The following is a 23,308-nucleotide window of genomic DNA, read 5'->3' as shown; positions in this document are numbered from 1 at the left end:
GTTCATGTAAGGAATAGTTTGTGCACCTACCTCCTCCATTAAAATTGGTAGCGTGCGTATTCATTTAAGGGAGGATCATCGGACGATGAGGATTAGTTACGGTAAAAAACATGTGGCCTTGCTATTGTCATTCGCATTGCTGTTCTCTATCGTTTCTTACTTGGGCCCGCGTGCCGTGTATGCCGCCGAGGGGCCGAATCGGTTCTCGAACGGCAGCTTCGAGCTCACGGACGGCAATGGCAACGCGACGGGTTGGACGCGCCACCAGTACACCGGCACGGTGCAATTCAGCGTCACGGACGCGGTCTATGCGGAAGGCACGTATGCCCACCAGTTGAACAGTTCGCTGCCGACGGCTCGCGCCTCCATCCGGCAGATCGTCTGGTTGGACCAGGAAGACATCGGCAAGATGTTCCGATTGAGTTTCTGGATGAAAACGGACGATGCGTCGGGCACGGGCAAAACCTATGTGCGCTACGCGTTCCGCAATAGTAGCAACCAGACCATCGGTGCCAACCAGTTTTCGCGGACCGTCACCGGATCGAGGGACTGGAACCTGGCGGAGAAGGAGTTCGAGATCCCGCAAGGGACGGTGTCGATTAGCTTCGAAGCGTTCCTCGAGAATGTCGACGGGACCGTGTGGTTCGACGATATGCGATTCTACGAGTTGCTGCCGGACGTCGAGCCGGAAGGCGAGCTGCTGCTTAACGGCGGATTCGAGCGACTGACGGCATCGGTCGACTGGGCGAACGGTGTTGGGGCGGCGAATTTCAGAGTCTGGAAGCCTAGCGGAACCCCGGTCTTCACCGCGGATACGGGGACGGTCCGCAGCGGTACGGCATCGGTGCGCATCGACGGAGCGCCGCCGAACGCGAGCCGCGGGGCCGTCTTTCAGAGGATCGAAACGCTGGAGATTGGCACGCCGTATCTCATCAGCGGCTGGTATAAGACGCAGGACGTGTCGAATACGATCCACGTCCGCTTACAGTACCAGCGTGACCTGGGCAACGGGCCGGTCACGACGAATGTGGTACTCGTGAACAACGTGAACGGGACGAACGATTGGACCTATTTCAGCCGGGTCGTCACGCTGCCGGACAACATCGTGCAGCCGAACGCGCCGGTCACGACGCTGGAAGCATTCCTCGAGAATTCGACCGGCACCGTATGGTACGACGACTTCTCGATTAAGCAGCATGTGCCGCTGGTGGACTTCTCGCTGGATCCACAGGTCGTCGCAATCGGAGAAGGCGCGGATACGCAGGTAGATGCCGCCTTTACGCCGGAGAACGCGGCGAATCAGACCCTCATCTGGACATCGTCCGACCCGGCGGTCGCGACTGTCGACGCAAGCGGACGCGTGTACGGACATTCTACCGGCTATGCCGTTATTACGGCCGAGTCGACCGAGACCAGTCAGCGACGCAGCGTCGTCGCCTCGATCGGCATTCCCCCCGCCGTGTCGCTAACTGTGCAGCCGTTCGTCGGGACCGTGCAGGAGAACGGATTGCTCGCGGGCGCGTTCTCCGCCTTCGATGCCGGGAATGCGGCGATTACCTTTGCCAAGGCGACGGAGCCCAAGCATGGCCATGCATCGGTCAACGCGGACGGTACGTTCCGCTACATCCCGATTCGTGGCTACACGGGTGCGGACGACTTTGTCTTCCTGGCTCAGACAGAGGCGGAGGGGCCTCTGTTCGGCATCGTCTCGATTGTCGTCGAGCCTATTGAGCGAGCACCGGTGCTCGACCTGCTCTGGTACTCTACGGACAAGGGGACCCCGCTCGTCGGAACCCTCGAACGGGTCCTCTCTCCAACGACAGAGCCGGTCACCTGGACACGGACGAGCGCGCCGGAGAGCGGCGGAGCGGCGACCGTGCAGTCGAACGGCAGCTTCACCTACACGCCGCCATCCGGCTTCATCGGCTACGACCGCTTTCGCGTCGCCGTGTCTACCGCAGGCGGCCTGCCGACGGAGGACACGGTGCACATCTTCGTCGTGCCGGCGCCGACCGACTTCGCGGCCAATCTCGACGCTGTCTCGGGCGGCAACGTGCATCCGCGTGTACTGGCCGACGCGGACCGGTTCGCCCATATTCGCAGCTTGATCGCCACGGATCCGTACATGTCAGATTGGGTGAACGACCTGAAGTCGGTAGTTGACGCGTTCGTCGCTGAGCCGAGCACCGGCCCGGGCACGGCGATTCTGTATCAGACGGCTCTTATGTACCAGCTCACCGAGGATCCCGTCTACGCGAATCGGGCCATCGCCCATTTGATGTATATGGCTAACGACATGCCTGTCAGTCAGTGGCCGGGCCAGTTCAATAATATGCTTTCCTTGGCTCCGATCGCCAACGCCGTCGGCCTCGCCTACGACTGGCTGTACCAGGAGATGACTCCGACGGAGCGTCAGACGATAGAGGCTATGGTCAGCGAGTATATTTTCTCCCATGCGCTCGGGTGGTATCGAGGGCAATTCACGCATAACGGAGAGCGAAACAACATTAATTTCGTCAATAACGGAAGCTTCGGCGTGCTAGCGCTGGCCATGTTCCGGGAGAGCGGCACGATCGGCGCGGAAGCGGCGGAGGTGCTGCAGGGCACCTATCGCAAGCTGCAGCAGGCACTCCGATATGTATCCGAGGACGGCGGTTGGCCGGAGGGACCGCACTACTGGCGGTACGGCACGCAGCCGCTGTACCTGTACTTGGCGGGACTGCACAGCACCCTCGGCACTGACTACGGACTGAGTGAGCTCGAGGGCATGGAAGCAATTGGCGAGTACCCACTGCATCTGCACGGCCCGGGCGGCACGTTCAACTTCGGCGACGACGACAATGCGCCCGTGCCGTCCCCGCAGTCGCTCTGGCTGGCTGACTTCTACCAGCGGCCGGAGCTCGCCTGGTATGCGGGTCAATTGTATCGCGAGCATCAGATCTCCTCGCCACTCTACCTGTTGTTCTACGAGCCGGGGATGTTCGATACCCAGCCGACCGCACTGGATCGCGCCTTCCACGGTCCCGAGATGATTGCGATGCGAAGCTCTTGGGCCGACCCGAACGGTACCTATGCCGCGATGCGGGGGCTGGATGAGGCGCTGCTCAGCCATAACGATCTGGATGCGGGATCGTTCATCTTCGATGCGCTGGGCGAGCGCTGGGCGCTGGATATCGGCAACGAGAATTACAGCCTGCCCGGTTACTGGCAGCTTAGCGGCGAGGGTACGCGTTGGACGTATTATCGCAAGGGACTTCAGGGGCACAACACGATCGTGATCAATCCGCACAGCAACCCGGTGCATATGCAGGATCACGCCGCGAGAGCGCCGCTGACCCGCAGCGAGTCGAAGCCTCGCGGAGCCTTCGGCATCGTCGATCTGACGGAGCGATACCCGAACGACGCGGTCTCGTATCGACGCGGCCTTATGCTGACAGGGGAGCGCAAGCAGCTAATCGTCCAGGACGAACTCACACTGAACGCGTCGTCGGAGCTGTACTGGTTCATGCACACGGAGGCGTCGATCTCCGTTATCGAGAACGGCCGCGCAGCGATATTATCCCGTAAGGATAAGAAGCTCTATGTGAAAATGCTGGAAGCACCCGTAGGCGCGGTCTTCTCGGCGATGCCCGCTGCGCCGCTGCCTGGTCTGCCCAACCCGCCGGGCCAGCGGATCAACTACGGTGTGAATAAGCTGTCGATTCACGCGACGGGGATCGAGCAGGCTAACATTGCCGTCTGGTTGGTGCCGCTTACGGAAGAGGAGCCCCTGCCGCAGCAATCACCGCTCTTCGTTCCAATGGAGTCGTGGTCGATTCCGGACGGCGCACTACCGGCGGCTGCGCCGCTGCCGACCGTGCAGAGCGTTACGGTGAACGGTGTGCCGATCGAAGGCTTCCGCCCGACGATGACGTACTACGAGTACGTCATCCCATTCGAGGTGACGGACGTGCCTACGGTTGCCGCCGTCTCCGAGCATGCGACGACGCTCTCCGCCGCGCAGTCGCTGCCGGGCCGGACGCTGATCTACGTCGCCGATCCACAGCAACCGGAGAGGATCAACCGATACACCGTCGCCTTCGTGCTCGGCCCGATCCTCGGCGATCCGCCTGCGATCAACCGCCTCCCTGTGACGGGCGTCACCGCGAGCGCGTCGCCGCAGGCGAACCTCGGCTACACGCCGGAGAAGACGTTGGACGGCGACCTGAATTCACGCTGGACCTCGGAGGGTCATCAGTGGATCCAATATGATCTCGGCCAGGCTCGGGAGGTCGGCGCCGTCTCGATCGCATTCTTCAACGGGCATACGCGCCTCGCGTATTTCAACATCGAGACGTCGCTCGACGGAATGAACTGGAGCCTCGCCTATCCGAGCGGGTCCAGCAGCGGGTTGAGCTCGGAGCCGGAGGTGTTCCACTTCGCCTCGGCCGCTCAGGCCCGGTACGTCCGGATCAACGGCTTCGGAAACTCCGCGAGTCTATGGAACAACTACACGGAGGTCGGTATCTTTAGTCCGACGCCAATCTCGGTTCGCATCGACGCGCCGGCGGTCTGGAAGCCGGGCGACCAACGTAAGCTGACGGCTTCATACACATTCGCGGATGGCCGCGTCGTCGCCGCAGCTCCTGCGGGCGTGGAAATCACGACCAGCAACACCACCGTGCTGGCCTTCCTCCCGAACGGCAAGGCGCTGGCCAAGAAGCCGGGAACCGCCGTACTGACGGTAACCGATAATGTGTACGGTCTGAGCCGAACCCAGCAGATTGAGGTGCGAACGCCCAATCATTAACGGCTTCTCAACATAAGCTGCAAGCCTGCAAGCCGCCGACATCCTGTCGGCGGCTTGCAGCTTGTGCTTACTTGCATTCAGTTCTACGGCGCAAATCATGTAAAGTTTAGACAGGCGGTCGGCCTTTGGGCGGTTCCGGCAAGGTGCAGCTCCCAGGTTCCGGATCGGTCCGGACTTGCAACAGCCTCATATCCAGGAAGACGACAATTTGCTGCAGCGAAGCAATTTGCTGCTCGATGTGGCGTTTGTGCTCTTCCGCCAGCGCAACCAGCTCCGGGTAGTCGGTTATAGGATCATCCCGCCGGAGGGTAAGGAAGGGCTTCATGCTTTCCAAGGAAAGACCTGTTTTCTTATAGCAAGCGATCATCCGCATCGTCTCCAGATCTTCGGCACGATACAAGCGATGGCTGTTCGGCCTCCGCTCTGCATGAGGCAGCAAACCGATTTTCTCATAGTATCGAAGAGTATCCGCGGGAAGTCCGGTAAGCTCGGCAGCCTCTTTGATCGTGTACGTTTCTGCTTCGTTCATGGTCTTCTTTCCCTCCATAGTCCTGTAGTCTCCATTGTACAACCTGGAGTCAACTCCAAGTCAAGTCCATTCATGCATGTTTGGCTATTGACTTGAAGTCGACTCCAACTTGTAAACTGTGGCTTAAGCAAAGTAAGCCAACGGGAGGACAAGGACGATGAACGGGAAGAAAACAGCATTGATTACGGGAGCAGGCAGCGGGATCGGTTTGGCGTTGACGCGCAGGCTTTTAAACGAGAATTGGCAGGTCGTCGGTCTGAATCGCTCGGCGTTTCCTGCGGAAGATCCGATTGTCCAGGAGGCGGCAATGGAACGGAGGCTGCGGGAGTATAGAGCGGATCTGGCGGATTTCCGGCAATTGAAGCAAGCGCTCGAGCTGATTCTGGCGCAAGAATCCCGCCTGGATCTGATTTTCAACAACGCCGGCGGAAGTCTGCCCGAGATCCGTTATTCCCCGCAAGGTCGCGAGCTCCACTATGAGCTGCAGACGGTCGCGCCGTACCTGATTATGATGGAGTTGAAGGGACTGCTGGAGCGGGGGGAGCATCGGAAGGTGGTCAACACGTCTACGAATGCGTTCGCCTCCCTTACTACTTTTAATGCCAGTACGTTGGAGCAGCCGACTTCATTCCGCAAATTGTTCGGGCCTTATGCCGCTACGAAGCTCGCGCTGTCGTTATGGACGCGGGAGGCAGGGCCTCAATTATTCGCTCAAGAGGGGATCACCGTCCTCAGCGTCGATCCGGGCGGCAACAACACGATTAACCCGAAGAATCGGGCCGGCTTGCCTTTCTTGCTGAGGCCTGTCATGAAGCTGCTCTTTCCGGATCCGTCGAAAGGGGCGGGCTTGCTTTACGATGCGGCGCTTGGTCGACAAGGCGACGTTCCTAGCGGCGGCTATCTGACGAAAGGCAGACCCTCCAAATTGAAGTTCGCGGAGCAAGGAGCCGAAGTGCTGGCCCGGGTGGATGAAATCTACAGGGAGGATTATCAGCGTGGATTCTGATTTGCCCCCAGGAAAAGCCCCAAATCATAATATTCCTTGACAGGAATATTCCTGATGATGTATATTGAGTTTGTAGGAACGACATGAAGAAAATTTGCAAGAAAAATGGAGGAGGTATTACGATGGGAACAAGCAATTTTGTATCTATTACCATTGAGACGACGATTCGTAAGCCGATTGAACAGGTGTGGAAGTATCGGACGGAACCTCAGCATATTACGCAATGGGCTTTCGCTTCTGATGACTGGCATGCGACGAATGCCGAGAATGATTTGAGAGTGGGCGGGAAGTTCTCTACACGAATGGAAGCTAAGGATGGCAGCTTCGGATTTGATTTTGGCGGTATCTATGATGAAGTGAGAACAAATGAGTTTCTTTCTTACACGATGGGCGATGGAAGAAAGGTTGCGACTACTTTTGAAAGCCAAGGGAACGATACGAAAGTAATTGAAACGTTCGACGCAGAATCCACCAATTCTATTGAGATGCAACAAGCAGGGTGGCAGGCGATTTTGGATAATTTAAAAAAGTACAGTGAATCCAACGAGTAAGAGGATAAGGTTAGTCGGAGATGGTGTCCTAGGGCGCCATCTTTTTTCTTGTTGAACCTTACGTTACGTAATGTTTTATAATAAAGCTACCGGTACACAGCTAGCGCCGAAGAGTGGAGTTGGTTCATGAAGAGATATTGGAAGGTCGGAGATCTGGCCAAGCTTACGGGGCTTACCGTGCGAACCTTGCGTTTTTATGATCAAATCGGGCTGTTTTCCCCATCGGGACAAACGGAATCCGGCCATAGGCTGTACAATGAGTTGGACTTGTCCAGACTGCACCAGATTTTATCGCTTAAGGAGCTGGGATTATCTCTTGAGGAGATTAAATCGGCATTACATGGCGGGCAGATCAGTCCACTAGAGATTGTGGGATTACAGATCGACCAAATCACAGAACAGATGAAACTCCAGCAGAAATTATTGGAGCAGCTCCGGCATGTATCCAAGCTGATGCAGGGTAAGGCGGAATTAACGGTTGAAGATTTCACCAGCCTTCTGCAAGCCATGAAGATCGGATTGGAGAAGCCGGTCTTGGAGCGGCGAGCGAGTTGGGAACGACATCTGGAGCTGTTGGGAGACTTTCTGGCTGAAGAGAGCGGAATCCCGAAACAGAAGGAGGAAAATGAATGAACGAACGATTCGTCAAGCATGGAAGCTTCGTCGTCGAACGGATCTACGCCGCTCCACCGGAGCGGGTTTATCACGCATGGGCGGACCCTATTGCCAAAGCCAAATGGTTTTCAAAGCCAGCTATCTTTGATTTCCGGGTTGGAGGTCGAGAATATAGCAGCGGCGGTCCGCCGGGCGGTCCGATCTTTACCTTCGATGCCTGCTACCAGGAGCTTATTCCGGAGCAGCGTATTGTCTATACGTACACGTTGGATTCGGGAGACATACGCATGTCCGTCTCGATCACTACGATCGAGCTCATTCAGGCAGAGGGCGGCACGAAGCTGATTTTCACGGAACAAGGCGCATTTTTCGACGGACACGATACGCCGGAAATACGAGAGCACGGTACCAAGATCATGTTGGACAACCTGGGCAAGGCAATAGAAGGGGGACAGGAACATGACAATAGGTGAAAATGAACTTATGGCTACGCGCGAATACGATGTCCCGCGTGAGCTTGTATTTCGAGCCTGGACTACCCCCGATTTGTTAGCTATGTGGTGGGGACCGCAAGGCTTCACGAATACGTTTCATGAGTGCGATATGAAGCCGGGCGGCACATGGCGATACACCATGCACGGACCGGATGGCGCAGATTACCCGAATCATAGCGTCTTTGTCGAGATTGTACCGTCGGAGCGGGTCGTGCTCGACCATCTATCCGGCCACGAATTTCGGGTGACGGCTACCTTCGAAGACTTGGGGGGCCGTACCAAGGTCACCTTCCGTCAACTATTTAAGAAGAAAGAGGAGTTTGAACAAGCTAAGCCGTACTGCATAGAGGGCAATGAACAGAATCTGGACCGGCTTGGCAAGGTGCTGTCGGACATAGCCAACTAGATTTGCAACGTCATAGCTGCATTTACCGGAAAAAATGGCTGCTCGTGCGCGGACTCTAGAATAATCGCCGTTCAAGATCCCTCAGGAATCGGACGGCGGTTTTTTTTGTTAAGATTTTTTCGAAAAAACCGATGAAAATCGCTATAGGATAGGATTTCAGTTGCATGTTATAGTTATCGTTGATGGAGAAAATGCACTGGAGATGTACTATGTCGAAGCATAACGAAATTCCGGCCTATACCCTCTTTACCATGCCGTCCAACCGGTTGCAGCGGCGGTCTACTTTTATTATTGGCCTGATTATTGCCGTCCTTACGTTGTTGTGCGTGCCGTTTGCCCGATTGGAGTTGCCCAAGTCCAATACGTTCCTGCCGACATTGCTAGGCACGGTGGTCTGTTTTGAATGGATGACCATCTTCGTGTTCTATAATCAGTTTCGCATCCACCGCTCCCCTCAGATCTTGGTCTTGTGCGCAGGCTACGCTTACACTTCTCTGATGACCTTGGCCTATCTAATTCTGTTTCCGGGGTTCTTTCCGCCGACATACTATACTCCGGGCAATCAGACGGCTGAATATTTGTATGTCTACTGGCACGCCGGATTCCCTGTGACCCTTCTAATATATACCACCATGGAACGTTGGTTTGGAGAGGTGCGATGGAGCGCAAAACAAGCCCTGCGGGGAACCGTCCTATTGGGCGTGGGAGTCGTTGGCATTGTCGCCTGCTTCGTGTATGTTTCGGTCGCTTTTGAGAAACAGCTGCCCAATTTGGTGAACTTCGGTCTTGTGTCAAGGTTATTTACGTTTGGCTATGCGCTGCCTATCATGGTACTTAGTTGTGCAGCCTTCGTCTTTTACTACAGACTGACCCGAGCTGGAACGGTGACTTCGGCCTGGCTCTGCGTCGCCTTGCTTGTGAACGTATTGGACGTAGGGATCGTCCTGTGGGGAGGCAACCGATTCAGTCTGGGCTGGTATGTGTCCAAATTCCATACGTTTCTTTTTGCGAATATCGTACTTGCTGCCTTGTTCTACGAATTTATCCAAATGTACGTGAAGATGACGGGGCTATATGACCAAAGTCGGAAGGCGGGACGCAAGATCGCGGAACAGAACAAGATTATTGAACGCATGCTAGTATCGAGCCATGAAGCGATTACGATGTGCGATACGCGGGGAGTGGTGGTGTTTGCCAATGGGAGATTTGAGGAGCTGTTCGGAAGGCCGTTGTCTATAGGGGATTCCCTTGTAACGTATGTCCAGGAAATGAAGCTGTTGAATGGGGGAATGCTCGCCGAAGAGATGTTCCTTTATTTCGAGAAAACGCAGGCTGCCTTCCGGGAGTACGTTGCCCATCAGGCGTCGGATGGAGAGGCTTCCTACTATGAGTGTCATGTCACTCCGATCCGAGATGAGGGTACCACGACCTTCTATGGTCACTTGATCGCCTTCGGAAACCGCACGGAAGCCATACATAAGGCGCACAACGACGAGTTGACCGGACTGCCAAACCGCCGGTATATCGGGGAGTGGCTGGAACGCCGAGCGTCCATGCAGGAAGCGGGAGCGGATCCCTATGCGGTGTTGTTCCTGGATCTGGACGGGTTCAAACAGGTGAACGATACGCTGGGGCATGAAAGGGGCGACAAGCTCTTGCAGGAAGTGGCGGCCGCGCTCAAACGGTGTACCGACGAGCCGGACATTGTAGCCCGTTGGGCCGGAGATGAATTTGTGATTCTGGTGGAACGGGTCGAGCACGTTGATTTGGATCAATTGGCCGATCGTGTTCTTTCCGCCGTGCGACACATTGACGTCATCATGGGCCACCCGGTGGCCATCTCCGGCAGCTTGGGGATCGCTTTGGGCAACGAGGCCGGCATAGAGGCTAAGACGATTCTACATCAGGCGGATCAGGCGATGTACGAGGCCAAATCGAAGGGGAAAAACCGTTACTGCTTTTATAGTAAAACCGTGTAGGGTTGATGTTTGCCGTTAACGATGAGAAGGAGTGAGGAGCACGATGCAAGAGGAACGCAATTGGGCGGGGAATTACAGGTACAGCGCCGAGGAGCTGTTCGAGCCGGAGCGGGTGGAGCAGCTCCAGGAATGGGTGGCGAAGCGCCATAGGATCAAAGCGCTTGGATCGCGACACTCGTTCAACAGCATTGCCGACACGCCCGGCAGTTTAGTTTCATTGAAGAAGATGAGTCGAGTACTGGAGCTTGACCGTACCCGCGGGACCGTCACGGTGGAAGGCGGCATTCGATACGGAGAGCTGGCAAGTTATTTGCATGCCAACCAATATGCGCTGCATAATTTGGCTTCTCTTCCGCACATTACGATTGCTGGCGCTTGTGCAACGGGGACGCATGGTTCCGGGGACCGGAACGGCAATCTCGCTACGGCCGTACGCTCGGTTGAGATTGTGACTTCAAGCGGCGAAGCGGTCGTTTATACACGCGGTGAACAGCCGGAAGCGGACGGAGCCATGGTCAGTCTTGGAGCGTTAGGCGTCGTGTCGAAGCTGACACTAGACATCGTGCCGAGCTTTGATATCAGCCAACGGTTGTTTGAGAATATAGCTCTATCCCAGCTGGAAAGTCACTTCGACGATGTGTTCTCGAGCGCGTACAGCGTCAGCCTATTCACCGATTGGAAGAGCGAACACTTCAATCAGGTGTGGTTGAAATGTCTCGTGGGTGAGGAGGATCCGTTCGCCGAGGATGAGTTCTACGGGGCGACGAGGGCCACAGTGCCGTTGCATCCCGTACCGGGCATTTCCGCGGAGCCCTGCAGTGAGCAGCTAGGCAAAAGGGGACCTTGGCACGAGCGGCTGCCGCATTTTCGGATGGAGTTTACTCCGAGTGCGGGAGAGGAGCTGCAGAGCGAGTACTTTGTGCCGCGAAGCCAGGCCTACGCTGCGTTAGAGACGATTTACAAGCTGCGGGAGCAATTTGCTCCGCATCTCTACACCTCGGAAGTCCGTTCCATTGCTGCCGATCCGCTATGGATGAGTCCAAGCTACGACCGCGATTCCGTGGGCATTCATTTTACATGGAAGCCGCACGGCGAGGCGGTGGAGCGTGTGTTGCCGCTCATCGAAGCCGCGCTTGAGCCCTATGAGGCGCGCCCGCACTGGGCGAAGCTGTTCGCCATGGCGCCGGAACGATTGAAGTCGCTCTATGAGAAACGCCTTGATTTCCAAAAGCTCGCAGCCAGCTGCGATCCGCAGGGAAAGTTCCGCAATTCGTTCTTGGAACGGTATTTGTGGTAGGTGCATTAGAAGCTAGATGCGTGTATCCCCCTAGAGATGGGTCTAGGGGGATTTTTGCGTATCCCTACGATCCAAAAATAATGAACATTCCCCCAATAATATTGAACGTCGCCCGCAACCGGCAAAAAAGATGAAACTTGTCACGAAGATCATTCCTTCAAAGCCGGCGAACATCCGCTCTATAATGAGAGCGAGACATGGCTTGAATACTGGAGAATGAAGGTGATGGGGTGAACCCAAGAAAAGATGCGGTTGTCGGTCTTCTGTTTTTGCTTCCCAGTTTGCTTGGTTTTGTGCTGTTTATGCTGTTCCCGATTGTATTTTCTCTGGTGCTGTCGTTTAGCGAGTGGGATCTGATTTCCGGACTGCGTCAGATCAAGTTTGTAGGACTCGACAACTATATCGCCTTGTTCAAGGAGGGGCTATTCTATCAATCCCTCCGCAACAACGCGGTGTTTACGATTGTAGTCGTGCCCGTCACAATGGCGATCGCCCTGGTACTTGCGATAGCGCTGAACAGCAAGGTGTATATGAAAGGGCCGCTCCGGCTCGTCTACTTCATGCCGTACATTACAACGATAGTCGCGGCTTCGGTCGTCTGGATGGCGCTGCTGCATCCTTCGCAAGGGCCGATTACGCAGTTTCTTCAGTCCATCGGCATCGAGCACCCTCCGCAGTGGCTGGCCAGTACGACTTGGGCGCTCCCTTCCCTCATGCTGATGATGATCTGGAACGGTCTTGGCTACGATTTGGTCATCTACATGGCGGGTTTGCAGGGCATCTCCAAGGAGCTGTATGAAGCGGCCGAGGTCGACGGGGCGAGCGGGGTACGCAAGTTTTTCTCCATTACGCTTCCGCTTCTATCGCCGACGACGTTCTTTCTGTTCATTACCCGTGTGATCCATTCCTTCGAGGTGTTCGGTCCGATTAACATTATGACGCAAGGAGGGCCGGGGGAATCGACCTCGGTGCTGGTGCACTACATTTATGTTGCATCGTTCCGCTTCTACAAATTCGGGTACGGCTCGGCCATCGCATGGGTGCTGTTCCTCCTTATATTCCTGATTACGCTCGTGCAATGGAGACAGCAGAAGAAGTGGGTGAATTACTCATGACAACGAGCGCTCCATGGGTCAAACGTCTCATTAAGCTGCTAGTTACAGTTGCCGTTACGGCGCTGGGCATTCTGATGCTAATGCCATTCCTGTGGATGCTGTCGGCTTCGTTGAAGCTGCCAGCGGAAGTATTTCAGTTCCCGATCCGTTGGATTCCGGAGCATCCCCGGTTTGAGAATTACAAGTTCGTCTGGACGAACAAGTATTACCCCTTCTCGCTCTTTTTCTTCAATTCGATTAAGGTCACGGTTCTCACAATCCTAGGTACGCTCCTTGTCAGTGCGGCTGCGGCTTATGCGTTTGCCAAGATCGAATTCAGAGGAAAAAACATTATATTCCTTGTGTACCTGACGACGTTGATGATCCCCCATCAAGTGACGCTGGTGCCCCGTTTCATTCTGTTTAACTGGTTTGGCGTGTACGACACCCATTGGACGCTAATCCTTCCGGGCATGTTCAATATTATCGGCATCTTTTTGCTAAGACAGATTTTCATGGGTATCCCGAAGGACTTTTCGGAGTCGGCCTTTATCGACGGTGCCGGGCATTTCAGCATTTTCTGGCGGATCGTCATTCCGCTTGCCAAGCCGGGCTTTGTTTCCCTGATCATCCTTTCGTTCGTCTGGAATTGGAACAATTATCTCGATCCGCTCATTTTCCTGACCAGCAAGGAGCTGTTTACGATACCGGTCGGCTTGCAGGCGCTGCTTGATCAGGAAGGCATCCGGACGAATCTCGTCATGGCCGGAGCGACATGCGCGGTGCTGCCGATTATGCTGGTATTCCTGCTGTTCCAGAAGTATTTCATCCAAGGCATCGCTTCAAGCGGCGTTAAAGGGTAAGAAATCGAAGCCGATATTGGGACATCCGGTGTGGTACACTACGAAATATATGCATCATGACGACGGCACAATAGGGGGTGTTCGAGGATCATGTCGGAGCGTTGGTGGCGGCTCGTGCGGTTTCGTACCTTGCAGAGCAAAATATTCACTCTCGTCATTGTTTTTCTGATCATCCCATTCGGCATCACCTTCTACTACAGCTTCCAGTCGCTCAAGGATATCATCACCGATAAAATCGGTTCTTCTATGCAGGAATCGCTGCATCTCACCCAGAGCAATATGGAGGATATTCTAGGGCAGATGATGTCCGCAGCTATGCTGGTCAGCATCGACCGTTCCATCGCTCACGTGCTCGATTCGCCGGACGAAATGAGCGCCTACGAGCGGCTTCGGGTAACCGACGAGCTGACCGCCAAATTAAATAGCGGCTATTTATATAGAATGCAATTCTATACCACCATCCTGGACAACAACGGGCAACTGTATTCTTCGCTGTTGAATCAGGGGTTGAAGAAGGACACGCTTGCCAGCTTCACCTGGCTGCCGGAAGCGAAACAAGCGAAAAACCGGTTTCTATGGGTGTACGAGGAAACGAATCTGATCGACAATTTCCGGAAAGAACCCGTTATTATGGTCGCGAAGTCCATCGACTCGGAGGACGGCAACCGGAATCTCGGCGTGGTCATCATTATGGTAAGGGCCAGCGAGCTGGGGACCATCCTCGGTGCGCTCGAAGGACACGTTATGTTATCCGGGGCGGACGGTCAGGTGCTTTATCGTTCCAAGGATAGTTGGCTGTCCAGTCAGGAATATGAAGAAATAGCGATAAAAGCAATGACCGATGAGGATCAGGGACAGTTTATCGAGCGGCTGAACGATCGGCGTTTTATCGTGAGCTATCGGACGATTGCCGTAACCGGATGGAAAGTCGCGCAATTTATGCAGTATGAGGATGTGTTCAAGGAAATTGTCAGCCTGCGGGAAATTTATTTGTATACGATCGGCGGCATCATTGTCGTCTTCATTCTGGTGGCCGGCACGATTTCCTATGGGGTAACGCGGTCGCTTCGCCTGTTGCGCCTCAAGATGATTAAAGTGGAGAAGGGAGATTTGCATGCAGGCGCCATATGGGTCAAAGGCAAGGATGAAATCGCGGAGCTGATGACAACCTACAATCGGATGCTGGAGCAGATCAAGGAGCTGATCCAGCATGTGAAGGACGAGCAGAAGCAGAAGGAGCAGCTGCGCTTCAAGATGCTTCAGGCCCAAATCAATCCGCACTTCCTGTTGAATACGCTGAACAATATTAAATGGATGGCCTATATCCGACGGGATCAGGAGGTCGGCGATATGATCTCGCATATGGCGGTTATGATGGAGGCCAGCATCGGCCGAGGGGAAGATATTATTACGCTGCGGCAGGAATTCGACTATATCGAGAGCTATGTCACCTTGCAAAATATTCGACTCAACGGGGCAATCGAGCTGCGAACGAACGTTCCGAATGAGCTGCTGTCCTGCGCCATCGTGAAGTTTACGCTGCAGCCGCTAGTCGAGAACAGCATCCTCCACGGCTTTAAGCATCATCACGGGGGACAGCAAATCGACATTGATGTGGAAGAAATGCAGGGACAGCTCTCGCTTGTCATTCGGGATAATGGAGCGGGCATGGAGGAGGACAGGCTGCGGTGGATGAATAGCGCAATTGCCGGTACCGATGCCCGGCCTATACGAGAGCGTATCGGATTGCTGAATGTGCATGAGCGGATTCGGCTGCATTTCGGAGAGCCCTATGGAATAACCGTCCACAGCATAGCGGGAGAAGGGACAACCATAACCGTCACCTTGCCGAAGTTCGTTCCGACCGGAGGGACTCATGTATAAAGTCATCATTGTGGACGACGAGATGCTGGTGCGCATCGGGATGACCTCCTTGATCCGCTGGGAGGATTACGGCTTCGAGGTAGTCGCTACCGCGAGCGACGGCTTGCAGGCTCGCGAGCTGATCGAACGGCATATGCCGGATATCGTGCTGACCGATATTGTCATGCCCGGCTTGAACGGGCTTGAGCTGATCGCGGAGATTCGCCGCAAATACGCCTTTATCCGCTTTATCGTGCTCAGCAGCCACAGCGATTACATGTATGTCCGGGAAGCGATGAAGCTTGATGCCGAGGACTATATTCTGAAGGCGTCCATCAAGCCGGCCGAGCTGATCCGTCTGCTTCAGACGACGGCGGATAAGCTCGAGCAGCGCGCCGTTCCGCAGGCTACAGGGCAGCCGGCGGAGCTTGCGCTGAACGGGGAACAGCTGAAGCGGACGATGCTTCGGCTGGTGTGCGGCGAGCCGGTCGACGAATCGGAGCGGGACGCGTGGTTCGGGCAGAAGGATGAGCCTGGCGACGAATGGGCCGTCCTGTATATCAAGCTGCACGGACCCGAGGAAGCGGCGTGGATCGGGCTGGAGAGCGCTCTGCTGCATCTGGCGGAGGTATACGGTCCCGGACGCTGCCGGCATGTGCTGGAGTACAAGAGCGGAGAATTCATGGCGCTGATTGTTCTGGCACAGGCCACCAGCCCGGAGGGTGCTGGACGGATAAACGTTGAGCCCCTGCTGCATGCGGTGCGGCGGTTTCTGAATATGGAGGGGAGCGTCGGACTGAGCGATTGTTTTGCTTCGTCAGCGGAGTTTAAGACCGCATTCCTGCAGGCTAAGGAAGCGGTGCAGTATGCTTTCTATCATGGGCTGGGCAAGGGCTACCGGTACGAGCCATCTTTCTTTGCGCACGGGGATCAAGTCCTGTTCGATAAGAAGGACGCCGAGGAGCTGGAGCGCTGCGCGGATACCGGCCAGTTGGCCGGGCTGGAGCTGTTGAAGGAGTCTCTCTTCGAGAGATTATCTGCCAGTAAGTGCTATCGCAATCAGGATATCAGCATGTTCATGGAGATCCTTCACGCCGTCAAGCGCGTAGCTGCACGCCATGGCATCTCCTGGGACCATGTATACGCGGATACGGTCCCTATCCATATTGAGCTGCTTCGCAAGGAGACAATCGAGGAGATGAAGGCCTGGTTCGGCTCCCTCTTCGGCTCGTTTGTCGAGCAGCTGGCGAAGGCCGGACGGGAGAAGTACCGCGTGGAAGTGAGCCAATTGATCGGTTATATGAGAGCGCACTATACCGAGAACCTTACGCTGAACGATGCCGCCGGGATCGTCAATATGAGCCCCAGCTATCTGAGCTCCCTCTTCAAGCGCGAGACGGGAAAAAGCTTCATCGAGCTGCTCACGGAAATCCGGATGGACAAGGCGGCGGAGCTGCTTCTTCGGACCGATCTCCCCGTCTATCTGATTGCGGAGCAAGTAGGATACGATAACATCAACTATTTCGGCCGTGCGTTCAAGAAAGAGAAAAGCGTCAGCCCAAGTCAGTACCGGACCAGTCAGCAGGGGGCCAAAAATTAACGAACCCCATTCATAAATTAGTGAACATCCGGCTCCAAAGCCAAAATAAGTGAACCATTTAGGCAAAATCGTTCCTTCTGACCGTACAGGCAACGGATTATACTCAGTGTTGTAAGCGCTATGCTGAGGAACGATCACCAATGGGGGGGATTTGTATGAGACAAAAGAGGTGGGCACCGGTCGTGCTAAGCGTGGCCATGGCTGGGGCGATATTAAGCGGCTGCGGAAGCACCGGGCCGGATAAGGCGGGAAGCGCGTCGAGCCAGCCGACAGGTCAGCCTTCGGCTACTGCGTCCGAGACCGTCAAACCGGCTAAAATCAGCTGGTGGGCGGCATGGGCGGAAGACCAAGGACCGGCGGAGATGATCAAGAAGTTTAATCAGAAATATCCGCAGATTCAAGTCGAGTATGTGCAATTCTCGAATAACGACGAAGGCAATGTGAAGATCGATACGAGCCTGATTGCCGGACAGCAGATCGACGTGTTCTTCAACTACGGGCTGACCCGGCTGGAGGCTCGAGCCAAGAAGAACGGTCTGCAGGATCTGAGCGAATTTATCACCCGGGATAAGCTGGATGTAGTCGGTGAGTTCGGTCAGGATACGTACAAGGTTGACGGCAAATATTACAGCTTGCCGACGACGTCGCAAATTGACGCTGTGTTTATCAATAAGAAAATGCTGGACGCCGCCGGCTTGAAGGTGCCGGACAAGTGGACGCTGGATGAATATGCGGCCTATGCCAAAGCGATGACCAAGGGCGACGGAAGCAATAAGGTGTATGGCTCCTCCGATTTCCACACCAATTACTACTGGACGCTTCCGGTCAGGGGCGTGCTCGGCGGAGATGCGTGGTTCAAGAAGGACGGCACGTCTAATTTCGACCATCCGTCTTATAAGAAAGCACTTGAATTCAAGAACAAGATCGAAAACGTAGACAAGTACCAGTTTCCTTATGTCGAATATAAATCGACCAAGTCGACCGCTAACGATGTGTTCATGGCCGGGAAAGCGGCCATGACAGTCAATTCGAATGCGTTCTCGCGCTTCATCAGCAATACGAAGGATTATCCCCGCGATTTCATGGTGGCGGTAGCTCCGCTTCCGACGATGGAGAAGGACCAGAAGGACGTGTATAACGGCGGGCTTCGCCATTTCGGCTACCTGGCCATGAACAAGAACACGAAGGAGAAGGAAGCGTCCTGGTTGTTCCTGAAATGGCTGTCGACGGAGGGCTCGGTGGATTTGGCCAAGGTGGGCCATATTCCGACGTGGAAGAAGAACAATAAGGACGAAATCGCCAAGATTATGCTTGGCCCCGATGCTGCGAAATTGATCGATGTGGAACAGTTCAAGAAAATCCTCCTGAACTATGAAGCGAAGTCTTACACCGACACCATATATACGGCCTATAACGAAATCAACACGATTCTACAGAACGAAGCGGAGAAGGCGCTGTTCGGCGTCTCCACGATCGACGAGGCGCTTGCCGAGATGAAGAAGAAGGCGGATGCCGCGATTAAGGCCGCGAAGTAGTACTGCTGTAAGAGGAAGCAACAGGTTCTTAGCCTAGCAAGAAGTCGCCGGAGCTTGTAGCCCGGCGTCTTCTGCTTATATGGCCTATGAAGGAGGAGACGTACTGTGGAGATGGGGTTGTTCAACATCGACCCGAATTGGAAGATTGAGAAGGTGGAATGCGTCGCCATGGAAGGGGAGCGGCACCGATCGGCCGGAGCGAACGCCAGGCTGGGTGCGCGCGGCAACCAGATGAAATATCTTGTAGCGCGTATTACGATGGGCGGAGTTAGCGGTTTTGGGTGGACACGCGCCGGAAGAGAAGATGCCGTGAAGCTGATTGGCAAACGTGCGATAGAGCTGTTCGGCATGGACGGTACGGTGCTGCCGGCATACAGGGAGCTCGACTATCCGCTCCTGGACTGGCTCGGACAGGTGCAAGGCAAGCCGGTATGCGAGCTATTCGCAAGAAAGAAGGAGGATCCGGCCAATTACAGGGTTCCTTGCTACGACACCTCGCTCTACTTCGATGATCTGCATCTTTCAGACCATGTCGCTGCCGTAGAATGTATCCAAGATGAAGTAAGAGAGGGTGCAGCCAAGGGCCATCGACATTTCAAAATCAAAGTAGGCCGCGGCGCTCGACATATGCCGCTGCTTGCGGGCATCAGCAGGGATATTGCGGTCATTCGCGGCGTCCGCGAGGCGGCGGGTCCGGGCGGCCAAGTGATGATCGATGCCAATAACGGATATAACCTCAACATAGCGAAACAGGTGCTGTCGGAAACGGCGGATTGCGATCTTTATTGGATCGAAGAAGCCTTTCACGAAGATCCGGTCTATTACGAGGATTTGAGGGAGTGGATGGGGAAGGAGAAGCTCAGGACGCTCATTGCCGACGGCGAGGGGGGGACCGTTTCTCATCAGTTGCTCGATTGGGCCCAATCCGGGCTCATTGATGTCATTCAATATGATATCCTCAATTATTCGTTCTCCGGCTGGGTGGAGCTTGGCAGGAAGCTGGATGAATGGAAGCTGAAAGCTTCCCCGCATAACTATGGTCGTGCTTACGGCAATTATGCGCTTAGCCATCTGAAGTCGGCTGTCGAGCAGTTTCAGTTCGTGGAATGGGACGAAGCCGTTATGCAGGGAATGGATGCTTCGGGCTACCGGATCGAGGATGGTCATGTCCGAGTCCCGAACAAACCCGGCTTTGGGCTGGAGCTTGATATTGATTATTTTCTTCGGTTGGTGAAAGAGTATGGCTGGTCGGTTGATAGCCGCTAGGTCGGGGAATAGGGGGCAGAACGTGGATTTTCTTATAGATAGGCTAGCGAATGGGGTTAGAACGGATATGACCGGGAACCGGCTATGGGTGAGAAGAATGGAGAAGCGCCCCGGCTTTGTATCCGATTCGATCAGCTACGTGACGATCAATAATGTACCCTATAACTACTTGTGGAGGCTCCATGCCAGTGTGGATGGGAAATCCTGTACCTTGGACTGTAAAAACTTACGGTGGGAGCCCACGGGGCTTAAAATGGAGTTCGAGTCTGAGGGCCTGCTCGTGGAAGAGAAGAAATTCATAGACCGGCAAGACAGGTTTATCTCTATATTGGACATTCGTAACCCTCGAGAGTATGAAGTGAATGTAGAGTTGGCAGTGGATACCCTCTACACCGCTCTTGAAAACCACAGGTCGGCCACGGCCAATCCCTTCTTTCTCCGGTGGGACAATGCGGGCAAGGATCATGTGAGGGGTAAACTTAATGTGGAATGCAACGCAAGACAGATCTTCAGACATGTGGTGAAAACGGAATATTGTATTTACGCCAAGGGCTTTCAGGTTCAAGAGGACAACTGTACGTTGAAGAAAAGTGTTAAACTGGCTGGCGACCAGCAAATAAGGGTTGTTATAGCCGGCTATATGGACCATACGGGTGATAGGAATCCGGATGATTTGATTCAGTATGTTGATAATGAACCCAACCTGTATAGCTGCTATGACGTGTCCTTTATCGAATGGTTTAAAGCATATGTGCCCGGATTCGAGTGTTCCTCTGAGGATGTAGAGAAACTATACTATTACAGATGGTATCTGGTCTATAAGAATTTGATCTATCCTCAGATCGATTGCTTTCAAGATGCTTGTTTCTATGAAGGAAAAGATGTGATCTCCGTTCCTTGTTGCTGCAGCGCTCCTATGCATTTGGATGAAGCCAAGTGGTTAAGGGACCCGGCTATCAGTCAAGGCTATGCATCCAGTCTCTTAGAAAGTCAGGTGGAGGAGGGGATGGAGAAGGGAAGATTCCGGGATACCTATTTGAATTATTTTCCGGCGGCTATATGGAATATGTACCTTGTACAAAAGGATCCCGTCCTTATCGATGAGTATGTGGACCGGATCGCTGATTTTGTGAATTGGGAATCGGGAGCTCTGTTTGTCGGGGAGGATGATGGGCTCCCGATCGTAACTGGAACCTGGAGAACGGCTATGGAGTATCAGCCCAGCTTTTTTGAGTTTACAGAGCCCCAATGGGACCACACCAAGAGTGCCCCCTTTCATAAAGAACGGGAGACCGCGCTGAAACGGATCGACGAAGCCGTTTTTTTATACTTGAACCTACAGGCGTTGCAGAAAATGCTGGAGTTAAAGGGCAGACCGATGGAAGCCGATCGCTATCAAGATAAACTTGTTAAGCTTAGGGAAAATATCATTTCCAAGATGTGGGATGAAGATTCGCGGTTTTTTTATGATCTGGAACCAAAGTCAGACGCAAAGGCATTCTCGAGCAGGAGTGTAGTGGGCTTTTTCCCGGGGTTGGCGGACATTCTTCATGAAGAACATATGGCGATGTATGCTTATTTGGGCGACCCTGAGGAGTTCTACGCCGAATATCCCATTCCTACGGTATCCAAGAAATGTCCGGCCTACGCACCGGATAATATGTGGCGAATTGGTCCTCATGCATCGGACAATGACCCGTATAAGTATCCTTGCTGCTGGAACGGTCCATCGTGGCATTTCTCGAATTCCATCGCCCTGGATGGATTGGGGGCTTCCATCCAACAATTCGAAAATGCGAAGGCCTATGTAGATTTATTTCGAGATCTTTGGAACAAGTGGACCCGATCTCAGATTCAGGACGAGGCGAACAACCTGTTGAATACATGCGAGAGCGTCAATCCGGAGACGGGGGTATGGAATAAAGAGGTTTACGATTATTTTCATTCCTACTATAATTCCATCCTTATATCAAGAATCGCAGGAATTGTACCGGAGGAAAGCGAAATAGTAAGAATTAGACCGCTGGATATGGGATGGGACTACTTTAGGCTGGAGCATGTTCCGTACCATGGGAAGCTGCTCACCATCTCATGGAGAAAGCGCGAGTGCAAGGAGAATGCCTCTATTGCTGAAGGGATGACCGTGATGGTGGACGGGAAAGTGGCGGCAAGGTCTGATTGTTTGACTGAGGTTGTTATACGACTGTAGCTCTCGAAATAAGGGAGGAGAACGGTTGGATGAAAGCTCATCGTTCGGTCATCGAGTGGTTGCTGGATTCAGACCCGTCGATCCGTTGGCAGGTGCTGCGCGATTTGATGGACGCGCCCGTGGAGGAGGTCGAAGCCGAGCGGGCCAAGGTGGCAACCGAAGGGGTTGGCGCACGCTTGCTCGCCCTTCAAGGGTCTGACGGGTCTTGGGTTGGCGAGGCTTGGAACCACGGGTGGGACTCCACTATGCATGTCCTGTTGCTGTTGCGAGAATTGGGCCTCGATCCCTTGAGCGGTGAAGCGCGTCGAGCGCTGGGCCTGGTCCGTGACCACGTGAGATGGCGGGGATGGGATATGGACGGCACGTGGCGGGGCTGGGAGTGGAAGGGCAATTCCTTCTTCGCGGGCGAGGTCGAGCCGTGCATCAACGGGCAGGTGGCGGCGAGCGGTGCCTACTTCGGCCAGGACGTTCAACGGCTCGTTGACCGCTTGCTTAGTGAGCAGTTGCCCGACGGAGGCTGGAATTGCGATGCGGGGGACAGCGGCTCGATCCGGTCGTCGTTCAATACCACAATCTGTGTGTTGGAAGCCCTACTCGAATACGAGCTGGCGTGCGGGAGCCCCACGGAGGTGACGGAAGCCCGCCTCCGCGGGCAAGAATTCCTCCTTGCACGCAGGCTCTTCCGGCGACTGTCGACAGGCGAAGCGATCGAGCGAGATCGCAAGAGCGGAGCAGATTGGACGCGCCTCACCTTCCCGACATGGTGGTATTACGACGTGTTGCGGGGACTCGAGTACTTGCGCCGAGCCGGCGTCAAGCCGGACGAGCGTGTAGCCGAGGCGATTGCGTTGATCGAGTCGAAGCAGGACAGCGACGGTCGCTGGCCGCTCGAGCACCAGCATCCTGGCACGATGGCGGTCGAGGTGAACGAAGGCGTGGGGCAAGCGAGTCGGTGGAATACATTGCGCGCCTTGCGGGTGTTGGCTTGGTATTCGGCGGGTAAATGATTGGGTTTGAGGGAGTGGAGGTTATCGGTACTTGCCCAGATGTATATGGATTGTACAGCTAAGCTCTGAAGTCGGCTTTTTTTGGGTTCAGATGTACAAGCATTATACACCTGACACTGATTTTTGCCGTTCAGATGTCGATTCCTTCTCACTCCTTGCTTGTCCGCACGACGCTCTCGCCCTGGCCAGTAACTACGCATAAGAG

General features: G+C 54.5%; 17 protein-coding genes. 16 read left to right on the top strand and 1 reads right to left on the bottom strand.

Annotated features, from left to right (window positions below):
• The first annotated feature begins 85 nt into the window (after positions 1-85).
• Complete coding sequence (locus PKO02S_RS10210) at positions 86-4,789, top strand: discoidin domain-containing protein (RefSeq protein WP_127582096.1); 4,704 nt, start codon at positions 86-88, stop codon at positions 4,787-4,789.
• A 106-nt stretch (positions 4,790-4,895) separates the two neighbouring features.
• Here PKO02S_RS10210 and PKO02S_RS10205 read toward each other — a convergent pair whose 3' ends face one another.
• Positions 4,896-5,318 (bottom strand): MerR family transcriptional regulator, encoded by a 423-nt coding sequence (locus PKO02S_RS10205; RefSeq protein ID WP_127582093.1) that lies wholly within the window; start codon positions 5,316-5,318, stop codon positions 4,896-4,898.
• Between the two features lie 157 nt (positions 5,319-5,475).
• On the opposite strand from PKO02S_RS10205, the gene PKO02S_RS10200 reads away from it, so the two are divergent.
• The 15 genes from PKO02S_RS10200 to PKO02S_RS10130 all read left to right on the top strand — a co-directional run bounded on the left by PKO02S_RS10200 (position 5,476) and on the right by PKO02S_RS10130 (position 23,103).
• Entirely contained in the window at positions 5,476-6,324 is an 849-nt protein-coding gene (locus PKO02S_RS10200; RefSeq protein ID WP_127582090.1) for an SDR family NAD(P)-dependent oxidoreductase, read from the top strand.
• Between the two features lie 122 nt (positions 6,325-6,446).
• Positions 6,447-6,875 carry an SRPBCC family protein gene (locus tag PKO02S_RS10195; RefSeq protein ID WP_127582087.1) on the top strand — a complete coding sequence of 143 codons (429 nt, stop codon included), beginning with the start codon at positions 6,447-6,449 and terminating at the stop codon, positions 6,873-6,875.
• A gap of 126 nt (positions 6,876-7,001) precedes the next feature.
• Positions 7,002-7,508 carry a MerR family transcriptional regulator gene (locus PKO02S_RS10190; protein WP_127582084.1) on the top strand — a complete coding sequence of 169 codons (507 nt, stop codon included), beginning with the start codon at positions 7,002-7,004 and terminating at the stop codon, positions 7,506-7,508.
• A complete protein-coding gene (locus PKO02S_RS10185; RefSeq protein ID WP_127582081.1) occupies positions 7,505-7,963 on the top strand; it encodes an SRPBCC family protein in 459 nt (152 codons plus the stop codon). The genes PKO02S_RS10190 and PKO02S_RS10185 overlap by 4 nt, the downstream gene beginning before the upstream one ends.
• The gene (locus PKO02S_RS10180) at positions 7,950-8,390 is read left to right on the top strand and encodes an SRPBCC family protein (RefSeq protein ID WP_127582078.1); all 441 of its coding nucleotides are present in this window, start codon (positions 7,950-7,952) and stop codon (positions 8,388-8,390) included. The genes PKO02S_RS10185 and PKO02S_RS10180 overlap by 14 nt, the downstream gene beginning before the upstream one ends.
• Before the next feature lie 209 nt (positions 8,391-8,599).
• Complete coding sequence (locus PKO02S_RS10175; protein WP_164821380.1) at positions 8,600-10,369, top strand: diguanylate cyclase domain-containing protein; 1,770 nt, start codon at positions 8,600-8,602, stop codon at positions 10,367-10,369.
• A gap of 43 nt (positions 10,370-10,412) precedes the next feature.
• Positions 10,413-11,666, top strand: a complete 1,254-nt coding sequence (locus PKO02S_RS10170) for an FAD-binding protein (protein ID WP_127582072.1) — start codon at positions 10,413-10,415, stop codon at positions 11,664-11,666.
• A 230-nt stretch (positions 11,667-11,896) separates the two neighbouring features.
• Positions 11,897-12,781 (top strand): carbohydrate ABC transporter permease, encoded by an 885-nt coding sequence (locus PKO02S_RS10165; RefSeq protein ID WP_246066909.1) that lies wholly within the window; start codon positions 11,897-11,899, stop codon positions 12,779-12,781.
• Positions 12,778-13,623, top strand: a complete 846-nt coding sequence (locus PKO02S_RS10160; protein WP_127582069.1) for a carbohydrate ABC transporter permease — start codon at positions 12,778-12,780, stop codon at positions 13,621-13,623. Before PKO02S_RS10165 ends, PKO02S_RS10160 begins: the two co-directional genes overlap by 4 nt.
• 90 nt (positions 13,624-13,713) lie before the next feature.
• Positions 13,714-15,507: a sensor histidine kinase gene (locus PKO02S_RS10155; protein WP_127582066.1), complete on the top strand. Its 1,794-nt coding sequence runs from the start codon at positions 13,714-13,716 to the stop codon at positions 15,505-15,507.
• On the top strand, positions 15,500-17,086 hold the full coding sequence (locus PKO02S_RS10150; protein WP_127582063.1) for a response regulator transcription factor: 1,587 nt from the start codon (positions 15,500-15,502) through the stop codon (positions 17,084-17,086). Before PKO02S_RS10155 ends, PKO02S_RS10150 begins: the two co-directional genes overlap by 8 nt.
• A 155-nt stretch (positions 17,087-17,241) precedes the next feature.
• A complete protein-coding gene (locus tag PKO02S_RS10145) occupies positions 17,242-18,621 on the top strand; it encodes an extracellular solute-binding protein (RefSeq protein ID WP_164821379.1) in 1,380 nt (459 codons plus the stop codon).
• Positions 18,622-18,732: 111 nt separating this feature from the next.
• Entirely contained in the window at positions 18,733-19,887 is a 1,155-nt protein-coding gene (locus tag PKO02S_RS10140) for an enolase C-terminal domain-like protein (protein ID WP_127582248.1), read from the top strand.
• Between the two features lie 22 nt (positions 19,888-19,909).
• Complete coding sequence (locus PKO02S_RS10135) at positions 19,910-22,096, top strand: MGH1-like glycoside hydrolase domain-containing protein (protein ID WP_127582057.1); 2,187 nt, start codon at positions 19,910-19,912, stop codon at positions 22,094-22,096.
• Positions 22,097-22,125: 29 nt separating this feature from the next.
• Complete coding sequence (locus PKO02S_RS10130; RefSeq protein ID WP_127582053.1) at positions 22,126-23,103, top strand: prenyltransferase/squalene oxidase repeat-containing protein; 978 nt, start codon at positions 22,126-22,128, stop codon at positions 23,101-23,103.
• Positions 23,104-23,308: the final 205 nt, after the last annotated feature.

The sequence above is a fragment of the Paenibacillus koleovorans NBRC 103111 genome (genome assembly GCF_004000845.1).
Lineage (GTDB): Bacteria > Bacillota > Bacilli > Paenibacillales > NBRC-103111 > Paenibacillus_AA > Paenibacillus_AA koleovorans.
The sequence above is the reverse complement of the archived record's forward strand: the minus strand, read 5'-3'. Positions and strand labels throughout refer to the sequence as shown.